General features: G+C 66.8%; 8 protein-coding genes and 1 tRNA gene. 1 reads left to right on the forward strand and 8 read right to left on the reverse strand.

The annotated features are described in order from the left end of the window. Positions 1-34: 34 nt before the first annotated feature. From CLI93_RS03080 to CLI93_RS03105, 6 genes are all read right to left on the reverse strand, one after another. On the reverse strand, positions 35-1,165 hold the full coding sequence (locus tag CLI93_RS03080) for a Re/Si-specific NAD(P)(+) transhydrogenase subunit alpha (RefSeq protein WP_095541153.1): 1,131 nt from the start codon (positions 1,163-1,165) through the stop codon (positions 35-37). 225 nt (positions 1,166-1,390) lie between these two features. Next, positions 1,391-2,254, reverse strand: a complete 864-nt coding sequence (locus tag CLI93_RS03085; RefSeq protein ID WP_095995652.1) for a SirB1 family protein — start codon at positions 2,252-2,254, stop codon at positions 1,391-1,393. A gap of 94 nt (positions 2,255-2,348) precedes the next feature. Continuing rightward, positions 2,349-3,926, reverse strand: coding sequence for a murein biosynthesis integral membrane protein MurJ (murJ, locus tag CLI93_RS03090; RefSeq protein WP_095995687.1), 1,578 nt, complete (start codon positions 3,924-3,926; stop codon positions 2,349-2,351). A gap of 189 nt (positions 3,927-4,115) precedes the next feature. Then, positions 4,116-4,670: an Lcl C-terminal domain-containing protein gene (locus CLI93_RS03095; RefSeq protein ID WP_095541151.1), complete on the reverse strand. Its 555-nt coding sequence runs from the start codon at positions 4,668-4,670 to the stop codon at positions 4,116-4,118. 192 nt (positions 4,671-4,862) lie between these two features. Next, positions 4,863-5,687 (reverse strand): TrmH family RNA methyltransferase, encoded by an 825-nt coding sequence (locus CLI93_RS03100; protein WP_095541150.1) that lies wholly within the window; start codon positions 5,685-5,687, stop codon positions 4,863-4,865. A 139-nt stretch (positions 5,688-5,826) separates the two neighbouring features. Then, a tRNA-Met gene (locus CLI93_RS03105) sits at positions 5,827-5,903 on the reverse strand. Between the two features lie 295 nt (positions 5,904-6,198). On the opposite strand from CLI93_RS03105, the gene CLI93_RS03110 reads away from it, so the two are divergent. Continuing rightward, complete coding sequence (locus tag CLI93_RS03110) at positions 6,199-8,073, forward strand: PHA/PHB synthase family protein (RefSeq protein ID WP_420823101.1); 1,875 nt, start codon at positions 6,199-6,201, stop codon at positions 8,071-8,073. A 150-nt stretch (positions 8,074-8,223) separates the two neighbouring features. Here the strand turns inward: CLI93_RS03110 and CLI93_RS03115 are convergent, their stop codons facing one another. Further along, positions 8,224-10,680, reverse strand: coding sequence for a YgiQ family radical SAM protein (locus CLI93_RS03115; protein ID WP_095541149.1), 2,457 nt, complete (start codon positions 10,678-10,680; stop codon positions 8,224-8,226). Between the two features lie 113 nt (positions 10,681-10,793). Beyond that, on the reverse strand, positions 10,794-11,906 hold the full coding sequence (gene queG / locus CLI93_RS03120) for a tRNA epoxyqueuosine(34) reductase QueG (protein ID WP_172424182.1): 1,113 nt from the start codon (positions 11,904-11,906) through the stop codon (positions 10,794-10,796). Positions 11,907-11,982: the final 76 nt, after the last annotated feature.

Here is an 11,982-nt window from a genome sequence, read left to right on the forward strand (position 1 = left end):
TCGGTGGGTTCATGCAAAGCGGGGGCGGCGGGCCTCAGCGCCGCAGCAGCTGGCCATCGCGCGCCACCAGGCAGGCGGCGACGATGTCGTCCTCGGTGTCGATCTTCAGGCCCTCGTCCTTGGGCAGAATGAGCTTGAGGAAGTCGAGCACGTTGCGCGCATACAGCTGCGAGGCGTCAGCGGCCACCAGCGCCGGCAGATTGGTCTGGCCGATGATGGTCACGCCGTGGCGCACCACGGTGGCGTCGGCCTGCGTCAGCGGGCAGTTGCCGCCCACGCCGCCCTCGCCACGGCCGGCGGCGATGTCCACGATCACTGCGCCGGGCTTCATGGCGCGCACCATGTCCTCGGTCACCAGCGTGGGCGCGGCGCGGCCGGGGATCAGGGCCGTGGTGATGACCACATCGGCTGCGGCCACGCGCTTGGCCACCTCGGCCTTCTGGCGCTCAAGCCAGCTCGCCGGCATGGGCCGGGCGTAGCCGCCCACGCCTTCGGCGGCCTCGCGCTCCTCATCGGTTTCATAGGGCACGTCGATGAACTTCGCGCCCAGCGACTCGACCTGCTCCTTCACGCTGGGGCGAACGTCGCTGGCCTCGATCGTGGCGCCCAGGCGCTTGGCCGTGGCAATGGCTTGCAGCCCGGCCACGCCCACGCCCAATACCACCACCTTGGCGGCTTTGACGGTGCCGGCCGCCGTCATCAGCATGGGGAAGAAGCGCGGATAGGCATCGGCGGCCATGATCACCGCCTTGTAGCCGGCGATGTTGGCCTGCGAGGACAGCACGTCCATGCTTTGCGCGCGCGTGGTGCGCGGCGCGGCCTCCAGCGCGAAGGCCGTCAGCCGCGCATCGGCCAGCGCCTGCAGGCCCTGCGCATCGAAGGGGTTGAGCATGCCCACCAACACCGCGCCGGGCTGCAGCGCCGGCAGCTCCTGCGCCGAGGGCGCGCGCACTTTCAGTACCAGCTCGGCCCCCAAGGCCGCAGCGGCATCAACGATTTGCGCGCCTGCGGCGCGGTAGGCCTCATCCGTGGCCGCTGCGGCCAGACCAGCCTCCGATTGCACCAGCACCTCGTGGCCTTGCGCCACAAGCTTCTTGACCGTCTCGGGTGTGGCTGCCACCCGGGTCTCGCCCGCGGCCGTCTCCAGGGGTACACCAATGCGCATGCATGCCTCCTTCCAGGGTTGAATCACAGCATGCGCAAGTGTAGAGGGCTTTGAGGGCCGCGCCGCGCAGAACGCGGCACGATTGGCGCAAGGCCTGTCGCGTGGGTTAGAGCGTGTTATGCACTATGCAAGGCTTGGCGCTCGGCCCAGCGCCACATTCCGCGCGACAGCAGACCGCTCAATCCTGGCAATGAGCGCGGGGCGCGTTTTTTTGAGGGCAGTCTCTCAAGTCTGCGCGCGCAACTGCTGCAGCTTGCGCTCGACCTCCCGAGCATCGGGGGCCTGCGGGTTGTGCTCCAGATAGGCCTGCAGATCGGCAATGGCTGGCTGTGACTGGCCCAGCGCATCGTAGGCCCAGCCGCGGTCGCGCAGCTCGCCCCAGTCTTGCGGCAGCAGCACGACCAGGCGCTGCTGCACAGCCAGCGCACGCTGGGCGTCGCCTTGAACGCGGAAGATCTCCTTGAGGTTGCGCAGCATGCGCGCAATCGTCTCGCGCGGCGAGGCGCTTTGCAGAAACAAGCCCAGCGGCAAGGTTTCGTCGTTGTAAAGCGTGAGCCTGGGGAGCTGCCCCTGCAATTGCTGCGCCAAGTCCTCACTGGAGAAAGACCGGCCCGTGAGCGGATCCAGAATCACCTGCCCCTGCGGCAGCAACACTTTGAGCATGAAGTGCCCCGGGAAGGACACGCCGTGCGCATCCAGCCCCAGGCCGCGCGCCAGCTCCAGCCACAGCACGCCAATCGAGATCGGGATGCCCCGGCGCGTCTGCAGCACCTGGTGCAGGTAGCTGTTCTCCGGATCGTAGTAGTCGTTGCGGTTGACGGCAAAGCCCAACTCGCCATAAAAAAAGCGGTTCAGGCTCTGGATGCGCTCGAGCACCGAGCCGGCCGTGATGCCGCGCCCAGCCTGGCGCTGGCGCAGGCGCGCATGCAGGTGATCCACCTCCGCGAGCACTTGCTGCAAGTCCAGTTCCGGGTATTCGTCGTGCGCCAGACTGGCTGCCGCCTCCAGCAACGGGAAGTCCTGATCCGACTGCACCAGGCAGGCGAAGTACTCAAGCGGCGTGGGGGGAAGCAGGTTCAAGGGCGGCATGGCGTGGGCAGGCAAAACGAACCAGGGGCCAGTCAGTGTAGCAACAGCCCCTGACCTGTTGCGCCAAACCCGAGCGCAGTATTGGGTGCGAGGTTCAATCCCACTGACGCGGCCCGCGCAGCAGCGTGCGCCAGTCAAAACGACTGGCCAACAACACGCCAAAGTACACGCCCACGGCCGCCAGCAGCATCCAGCCCAGGTGCAGAATGCGCCAGCCCGGCGCGGCGCGCAGCGCCAGCCAATCCTGCGACTGCGCTGCCCACAGCAAAAACAGCGCCAGCGCAATCAAGCCCGCCAACACCTGACTGCCAAAACGCCACCAGCCTGGCGCAGGGCGATAGGCGCCACGGCGACGCAGGCCCAACAGCAGCCAAAGGGCATTGCACAGCGCCCCGATGCCGATCGACAGCGCCAGCCCGGCATGGGCCAGCACCGGCACCAGCACAGCATTGAGGCATTGCGTCAATATCAGCACCACCACCGCCACCTTGACTGGCGTGCGCATGTCCTGGCTGGCGTAATAGCCCGGCGCCAGCACCTTCACGGCCACCAGCCCCAACAGGCCCGCGCCATAGCCCATCAGGGCCAGCGCAATCTGCCGCACATCGCCATCGCGCAGCGCGCCGTAGTGAAACAGGCTGGCCACCAGCGGCGTGGCAAAACACAGCAGGCCCACAGCACAGGGCAACGCCAGCGCCACCACCATGCGCAGCCCCCAGTCGAGCATGGCCGAGTACTGCGCGCCATCACCGGCGGCCTGGGCCGCAGCCAGGCGCGGCGTCAACACCACGCCCAGCGCCACGCCCAGCAAGGCCGTGGGGAACTCCATCAGGCGATCGGCATAAAACAGCCAGGTCACGCTGCCGGCCTGCAGGTAGGAGGCAATCTGCGTGTTGATCATCAGCGAAATCTGCGCCACGCCCACACCCAGCAGCGCCGGGCCCATCAGCGCCAGAATGCGCCGCACGCCGCTGTCGCGCCAGGCCTGGGCAATGCCCGCCGGGCTGAACGCCAGGCGCGGCAGCAGGCCCATGCGCAGCAAGGCCGGCACCTGGATGCCCAGCTGCAACAACCCGCCGGCCATGACGCCTGCGGCCATGGCATAGATCGGCTCGATGCCCGCGCGCGCAAACGCTGGCGCCAGCCCCAGCGCGGCGGCGATCATGCACAGATTGAGCAACACCGGCGTGGCCGCTGGCACGGCATAGCGCTTCCAGGTATTGAGAATGCCCGCCGAAAGCGCCACCAGCGACATGCAGGCGATGTAGGGGAACATCCAGCGCGTCATGCGCACTGCGGCATCGAAGCTGCCGTCCTGCTGCAGGCCGCTGGCCAGCAGCCACACCAACAGCGGCGCGGCCAGCACGCCCAGGGCGCTGAACAGCAGCAGCACCCACAGCAGCGCCGTGGCCACCCGGTCGATCAGCTGCTGCGTGGCCGCATCGCCCTGCTGCGCGCGCGTGGCCGCCAGCACCGGCACGAAAGCCTGGCTGAAGGCCCCTTCGGCAAACAGGCGCCGGAACAAGTTGGGAATGCGAAATGCCACGTTGAAGGCATCGGTCAGGGCGTTGGCGCCAAAGACGGCGGCCATCAACAGATCGCGCACCAACCCGGTCACGCGCGAGGCCAGCGTCAGCAAGGACACCGTGGAAGCAGCTTTGAAGAGAGACACAAGAGCAGCGCCCCAGCGCAGTGCGGCGCGAAAAAAGATCAAAAAAATGCCGCCTGGCAAGCGGCAGCATGCAGATGGCGATTGTAGGCAAGGCGGCCAGGCGCGCCACGCCCGAGCTGCTCACCATACAGCGCCGGCCATGGCCACAAAAACGAGGGCGGCCAAGCCGCCCCCCAACATACATCGGCATCACCGGCCGGTTCGCACCAAGCGCACCGCGCCACGGAAGTTCTGGTAGTAGTAATCGGCAAAGCCGCCCTCGGAAAAGCCCACGATCCAGGCATCGGCAGAGCTGCCTGCATAGGGCGTCCTCGTCCAATACCAGGTGCCGGGCGTGTTCGGGAAGGTGTCAGTGTCAATGGCTGGGTTGGTGCAGTCTCGATTCACCAGCGTCTGCAGCTCTTTGAGGCTGGGCAAGCGCCCATCTGGCTGCCCTTCGGCATGGGCCATGGCCTCGTCGTAGGTCATCCGGCTGAAGGTGCCTACGCAAGATGTGCCATCCCAGCTCTGCCCCTCGCTGCACCGCCGCCAGACCAGGCCGGTGGCCGTGTCCCGGACTTCCGCACCGTGGCTCTCGGGCACAACCTCAAATTGCCCTGGCTTGCCATTGATGGGGCAGGTCGCCAGCGCAGGCGCGGCAGCCAGGGCCAAGGCCAGCGCCGCCATGGCTGCGCGCCCGTGCTGGCGATATCGAAGCAAAGGCTCTGTGAAGCAGGCAACGGGAGTGGTGTGCGGGTCGGGCATGGGGCGATCTCACTCTTTCAGGGGCAGTGTCTGCAAAGGCATGCCGACTCCCCAGTGTTCATGAAGTGCAGAAATGCATTCATTCAGGAACAGCTGTAACCTGTGCGACAAGCTATTTCCTCGCGATGTGCATCAGGAAAACCCGCAAAGCACTGCTGCCAGCGCCTATGGAACGCCAGCCCAAAGCCCTGTTCAAGCCCCTGCTGTAGCCGCGCTGCTCACTGCGCTGGCATGCAGGCAAATGGCCGCAGCGGCGGCGACGTTGAGCGACTCTTGCCCGCCGGGCTGGGCAATGCGCAGCGGCTGGTGCGGCAGCTCTGCCAGGGCCTGGGCCACGCCCTGCCCTTCGTGGCCCAGCACCCAGGCGCAGGGCCAGGGCAGCCGGGCCTGGTGCACATATTGGCCGGCGTGCGAGCTGGTCAGCAGCAGCGGCAGCTGCAACGCCTGCACCTGCTCCAGCGTGGCCTGCTCCAGCAGATGCAGGCTGAAGTGCGCGCCCATGCCAGCGCGCAACACCTTGGGCGAATACAGCGCTACCGTGCCCTCCAGCGCCAGCACCTGGCCAAAGCCGAAAGCCGCCGCGCAGCGCAAGATGGCGCCGACGTTGCCCGCATCCTGCAGGCGATCGAGCACCACCGTGGCCAGACCTGGCACGGGCTGAGCCTGGGCCTGCCAGGTCGTGACATAGGCCAGGCCGGCCGGGCTTTCCAGCCCGCTGACGTGGGCGAACAACCCGTCTTCGAGCACAAAGGCCCGCGTCTGGGTCGCACCAGGCGCGCCACCGCTTCCTTGAAATGGCATCCATTGCGCCAGCTCGCCGGCCTCCCAGCGTGTGCGCGAAAGCACCAGCGCCTGCACCGGCAGGCGCGCCTGCTGCGCCATGGCGCACAGGTGCTCGCCTTCCAGCCAAAGCTGGCCGTGCTTGCGATAGGCATTGCTCTGCTGCGCCAGACGGCGCCAGAGCTTGACCTGCGCGTTCTCGCGCGAGGCGATGGGGTTGACCGATGGGGGGCTCACTTTTTCAGCTCGCACCAAGATTCTTGAGCAGGCCTCTTGAACAGGCGCGCGAATGTGAAGAGGGTAGACGACAGCTGCGCTTGACGCTGCGCGGCCCAAAACAAAAGGGCTTGTAGATCACTCTACAAGCCCTGGAATTTGGTGGCGCATCAGGGACTCGAACCCCGGACCTGCGGATTATGATTCCGTCGCTCTAACCAACTGAGCTAATGCGCCATCAGCAAAGAATCGAGATTATAGACACAGTTTTTGCCCCGTACGGGCAAGCTGCAAGAATTTCTTGCCAAAGCATCCTGCAGTGGCCTGCAGCCCGGGGTTTTCCCACTTGAATGCGCTCTGCCGCGCTCTCTATGATCGCGGGCGGCAAGCACGCCTGCCGCACACTTACTTGGCAAGGCCTTTGCCCGGCATTTTCAACACACCCACCGACAAGGAGACTTCATCCATGAGCAAGCACGACGCCCAGCCCAAGGCTGCCCCAGGCCAAGGCCCGGCCGATTACTGGGCGCAGCTGCAGCAGTTTCAGCAGGCCGCGCTCGGCCAATGGATGCAATGGACGCAGCAGGCCATGCAAGCGCCGCTGGCCGCCGCAGCCAGTGCCAGCCAGCAGCCTGACACAACCAGCAAGGGCGCCAAAGCAACCAAGGCCGCGCAGCCTAAACAAGCCGGGCAAGAGGCCCCGGCCCAGGCAGCGCCTTTTACGCCCGAGGCCATGATGGGCATGCTGGGCAACCCTATGGGTTTTCTGGCCCCGTTCATGCCAGCCCAGCCAAGCGGCCATGCTGGCGCTGCCGCGCCGCTGGCCGGGCTGTTCATCGCCCCGCAAAAGCTGCAGACGCTGCAACAGGAATATCTGGCGCAGATCTCGCAGCTGGCGCAGAGCGAGACCAAGGATTTGGGCGAGGTGCTGCGCTCGGATCGGCGCTTTTCCAGCCAGGCCTGGCTGGAAAATGGCCCGGCTGCCATGACGGCCGCGCTCTACCAGATCAATTCCAGCGCCTTGCAAAAGCTGGTGGAGATCACCGAGACCGACCCCAAGACCCGCGCACGCCTGCAATTTGCCGTCGACCAGTGGCTGGCTGCTGCCGCGCCAACCAACTTCATGGCGCTGAACCCGGACGCTCAGGTGAAGGCCCTGAGCAGCAAAGGCGAGAGCATCTCCAAGGGCCTGATGAACATGTGGGAGGACATCCAGCGCGGCCACATCTCGATGACCGACGAGGCGCAGTTCGAGGTCGGCCGCAACATCGCCATCACCCCCGGCTCGGTGGTGTTTCAGAACGAGTTCTTCCAGCTCATCGAATACACGCCCACCACGGCCAAGGTGCATGAGCGCCCTTTTCTGCTGGTGCCCCCGTGCATCAACAAGTACTACATCCTGGATTTGCAGCCAGGCAACTCCTTCATCGAGTACGCCGTTGCCCAGGGGCATCGCTGCTTCGTCGTCAGCTGGCGCAACCCCGACCAGAGCATGGACACCAAGACCTGGGACGACTACATCGAGCATGCGGCCATGCGCGCCATCCAGGCAGTGCAGGACATCACCGGCGCCGAGACCATCAACGCGCTGGGCTTTTGCGTCGGCGGCACCATCCTGACCACGGCGCTGGCCGTGCTGGCCGCGCGCGGCCAGCACCCGGTGCACAGCGCCACGCTGCTGACCACGCTGGTGGACTTCAGCGAAACGGGCATCCTGGACATCTTCATCGACGAAAACGTCGTGCAGTTCCGTGAAATGCAAATGGGCCAGCGCGGCCTGATGCGCGGCCAGGATCTGGCCACCACCTTCAGCTTTTTGCGCCCCAACGAGCTGGTGTGGAACTACGTGGTGGGCAACTACCTCAAGGGCGAGACCCCGCCACCGTTCGACCTGCTGTACTGGAACAGCGACGGCACCAACCTGCCCGGCCCGTTCTACGCCTGGTACCTGCGCAACACTTACCTGGAAAACCGCCTGGTGCAGCCCGGCCAGGCCACGGTCTGCGGCGAAGCCATCGACCTGAGCAAGATCAAGGCCTCGATGTACATCTACGGCTCGCGCGAGGACCACATCGTGCCCATCCGCGGCGCCTACGCCAGCACCCAGGTGTTCAGCGGGCCCAAGCGCTTCGTCATGGGCGCCTCGGGCCACATCGCCGGGGTCATCAACCCGCCGGCGCGCGGCAAGCGCAGCTACTGGAAGAGCGAAAGCGGCCAATACCCCGAGGACTGGAGCCAGTGGCTGGAGACGGCCGAGCAGCAACCCGGCAGCTGGTGGCCGGACTGGGCGCAATGGCTGGCCGAGCACGCCGGCAAGCAGATCCCAGCGCCGAAAAAACCGGGCAAAGGCAGCGCCTACAAGGTGGTGGAGCCCGCCCCCGGCAGCTACGTCAAGCAGCGCGCATGAAAACTTGAATCATTGCTGCAGCCCTGCCCTGCACACAGCAACGCCTGCCCTTGACCGGGCAGGCGTTTTTTGTTTTTTGTAGCGCCCAGCGGCTTTTTTGGTGATGGCGCGCAGAGCGCCTTGCCCTGCCTGACCTGCCTTATTGCCTGGCTACTTGCCGGGCCGGGGCGGCAGGCCGGTGTGCTGGGTCAGCAGCCGGCCGGGCTGGGGCGCACTGCCGCGCTGCGCCTGGGGCTTGCGTTGGGGGCCGCGGCCGGCAGCGGCCTTCTTCTTGGGGCCGCCGGGCCTGGTGCTGCCCGAGCCAGCATCGGCGCGGCGCGGTTGCAGCGTTTGCTTGGGGGTGGAGTTGCTGCGCCGCGCGCTTTGGTAGCTGCCGTCGGTCAGCGGTTGCCAGGTGGGGATGAGGTGCTGCTTGCCATTGCCGATCAGGTCGGCGCGGCCCATGTCCTTGAGGGCTTGGCGCAGCAGCGGCCAGTTGTTTGGGTCGTGCCAGCGCAAAAAGGCCTTGTGCAGGCGGCGGCGCTTCTCGCCGCGCACGATGTCCACCTGCTCCTCGCTCTTGTCCTGCATCCAGCGGCGCACGCGCTTGAGTGGGTTGCGCCCGGAGTGGTACATGGCCGTGGCGGTGGCCATGGGGCTGGGGTAGAAGGTCTGCACCTGGTCGGCGCGAAAACCGTTTTTCTTCAACCACAGCGCCAGGTTCATCATGTCCTCGTCGCTGGTGCCCGGGTGCGCGGCGATGAAGTAGGGAATGAGGTACTGCTTCTTGCCGGCCTCGGCGCTGTAGCGCTCGAACATTTGCTTGAAGCGGTCGTAGGCGCCGATGCCAGGTTTCATCATCTTCGACAGCGGGCCGGCCTCGGTGTGCTCGGGCGCGATTTTCAAATAGCCGCCCACATGGTGCTGCACCAGCTCCTTGACGTATTCGGGCGATTGCACGGCCAGGTCGTAGCGCAGGCCCGAGCCGATGAGGATTTTCTTGATGCCCTTGAGGCCACGCGCGCGGCGGTAGATGCGGATCAGCGGGCCGTGGTCGGTGTGCAGATTGGGGCAGATGCCGGGGTAAACGCAGCTGGGCTTGCGGCAGGCAGCCTCGATCTCGGGCGAGCGACAGCCCAGGCGGTACATGTTGGCCGTGGGCCCGCCCAGGTCGGAGATGACGCCGGTAAAGCCCTGAACCTTGTCGCGGATCTCCTCGATCTCGCCAATGATGGAGTCTTCCGAGCGGCTTTGGATGATGCGGCCTTCATGCTCGGTGATGGAGCAGAAGGTGCAGCCGCCAAAACAACCGCGCATGATGTTCACCGAGGTGCGGATCATCTCCCAGGCCGGGATCTTGGTCGCGCCGTCGTGGCTGCCTTGTTCATCGGCGTAGCGCGGGTGCGGGCTGCGCGCGTAGGGCAGGCCGAAGACGTGGTCCATCTCGGCCGTGGTCAGCGGGATGGGCGGCGGGTTGAGCCACACGTCGCGCGCGGCCGCGCCCTCGCCGTGGCGCTGCATCAGGGCGCGGGCGTTGCCAGGGTTGGTCTCCAGGTGCAGCACGCGGTTGGCGTGAGCGTAGAGCACCGGGTCGGCCTTGACCTGCTCGTAGCTGGGTAGGCGAATGACGGTGTGTTCGCGCGGCGGCAGGGCGCGGGAGTTCTTGCGCCCTGCCAACGCCGGGTTGGGCATGAATTGCACGGGCCGCACATCCGCCTGATCGCTGCCGGCCTGGCCGGCGCTGCCCTGCCCCTCGCCCGGGTGGCCGGGCTGGGCATCGCTTGGGGCATATTGGCCGTTCTGGCACGCCTGGCCAGCCTTGGCGGCCTGCTCGCCCACAGTCAGATAGGGGTTGATGTGCGGCTCCACCGGGCCGGGGCTGTCCACATCGGTGGAGTCCAGCTCCCACCACTGCTTGCCTTCATCCTGCGCGCGGCGCACGAAGGCCGTGCCGCGCACGTCGGTGATCTGCGCCACCGGCTCGCGCCGCGCCAGGCGGTGCGCCACTTCCACCAGCGCGCGCTCGGCGTTGCCGTACAGCAGCAGGTCGCACTTGCTGTCCACCACGATGGAGCGGCGCACCTTGTCGCTCCAGTAGTCGTAGTGGGCGATGCGGCGCAGGCTGCCCTCGATGCCGCCCAGGATGATGGGCACGTCCTTGAACGCCTCGCGGCAGCGCTGGCTATAGACGATGGCGGCGCGGTCGGGCCGCTTGCCGCCCACGTTGCCGGGGGTGTAAGCGTCGTCACTGCGGATTTTGCGATCGGCCGTGTAGCGGTTGATCATCGAATCCATGTTGCCCGCCGTCACGCCCCAGAACAGGTTGGGCCGGCCCAGCGCCTTGAAGGGCTCGGCGCTGTGCCAGTCGGGCTGGGCGATGATGCCCACGCGAAAGCCCTGCGCCTCCAGCACGCGGCCGATCACGGCCATGCCGAAGCTGGGGTGGTCCACATAGGCATCGCCCGTCACCAAAATCACGTCGCAGCTGTCCCAGCCCAGCTGCTCCATCTCGGCGCGGCTCATGGGCAGGAAAGGCGCGGTGCCAAAACGCTTGGCCCAATAGGGCTTGTAGGCGCTCAATGGCTTGGCATGGCGCGGGAAAAAGGAAACATCGATGGGGGCATTCATGGGGCGGGCCCAGCGGCTGGCTGAAGGCGTTGGTCTGGATGGCCTGTGCGCAGGCGTCAAGCAAGGCCGTGATGGTAGCGCGGTGCGGCCCAATGGGTGCAAGGCCAGGCCAGTCAGCCCTGCTGGACCAGGGCCATGCCAGCCTGCGCCAGCGCCCAGGCCGCATGCTCGCGCACCAGGGCGTCGCTGGCCGGATCCTGCACCATGCGCTGTAAATGCTGGCACAACAGACGGGCCTGGGCCTGGGGCAGTTGCGCTGCGCGCAGCGCATTGCCGCTGACCACGGCCAGGTTGCGCTGCCAGCGCGCGTAGCCAATGCGGCGGATGGGGCTGCCTTCGGTGTGCTGCAGGAACTCGGTCTCGCTCCAGCCCAGCAGGCTCAGCAGATCACCTTGCTGCAGCGCCGGGCGCGCGGCAAAGTCGGCCAACACGCTGGGCTGGGCGAACTTGTTCCACGGGCAGGCCAGTTGGCAATCGTCGCAGCCGTACAAGCGGTTGCCCATGGCCGGGCGCAGCGGCTCGGGGATGGGGCCCGGGTGCTCGATGGTCAGGTAGGAGATGCAGCGCCGCGCATCGACCTGGCCCGGGGCGACGATGGCCTGGGTCGGGCAGATGTCCATGCAGGCGCGGCAGGCGCCGCAGTGCGCGCTGGTCGCTGGCGTGGGCGGCAGGGCCAGATCCAGGAAGATCTCGCCCAGAAAAAACATCGAGCCGGCCTGGCGCGAGAGCAGCAGCGTGTGCTTGCCGCGCCAGCCCAGGCCACTGCGCCTGGCCAACTCAGCCTCCAGCACCGGCGCCGAATCGGTGAACACCCGGTGCCCCAACGGGCCCACCGCCTGGGCAATGCGCTCGGCCAGTTTTTGCAGGCGCTGGCGCAGCACCTTGTGGTAGTCGCGGCCGCGCGCGTAAAGCGACACCACGGCCTGCCCTGGCTGCTGCAGGCGCGCCAGCTCCAGCGCCTGCCAGCCCGGCGGCGTGCCAGGCGCCAAGTAATCCATACGGGCGGTGACGATGCTCAGCGTGCCAGGCACCAGCTCCGCCGGCCGCGCACGCTTGAGGCCGTGGCGCTCCATATAGTGCATCTCGCCGTGAAAGCCCTGCTCCAGCCAGGCCAGCAGCCCGGGCTCGGCATCCGAGAGGTCGATGCCGGCCACGCCGATCTGCGAGAATCCCAGCTGCCGCGCCCATTGGCGGATTTGCTGCACAAGTTCATGCTCTGCTGCCATGCGGAAAATTGTAGGCAATGCCTGGGGGCGCCCCGCCCGCTCATTGCCCGCCCGATCGCACCTGCCCGCCTGCACC

The organism is Vandammella animalimorsus, from assembly GCF_002288875.1.
GTDB classification, from domain to species: domain Bacteria; phylum Pseudomonadota; class Gammaproteobacteria; order Burkholderiales; family Burkholderiaceae_C; genus Lampropedia; species Lampropedia animalimorsus.

What these genes read in the sequence shown, in the direction of transcription:
- CLI93_RS03080 (WP_095541153.1), bottom strand. Translation starts at nt 1,165, where the DNA reads ATGCGCATTGGTGTACCCCTGGAGACGGCCGCGGGCGAGACCCGGGTG.
- CLI93_RS03085 (WP_095995652.1), bottom strand. Translation starts at nt 2,254, where the DNA reads ATGCCGCCCTTGAACCTGCTTCCCCCCACGCCGCTTGAGTACTTCGCC.
- CLI93_RS03095 (WP_095541151.1), bottom strand. Translation starts at nt 4,670, where the DNA reads ATGCCCGACCCGCACACCACTCCCGTTGCCTGCTTCACAGAGCCTTTG.
- CLI93_RS03115 (WP_095541149.1), bottom strand. Translation starts at nt 10,680, where the DNA reads ATGAATGCCCCCATCGATGTTTCCTTTTTCCCGCGCCATGCCAAGCCA.
- queG (WP_172424182.1), bottom strand. Translation starts at nt 11,906, where the DNA reads ATGGCAGCAGAGCATGAACTTGTGCAGCAAATCCGCCAATGGGCGCGG.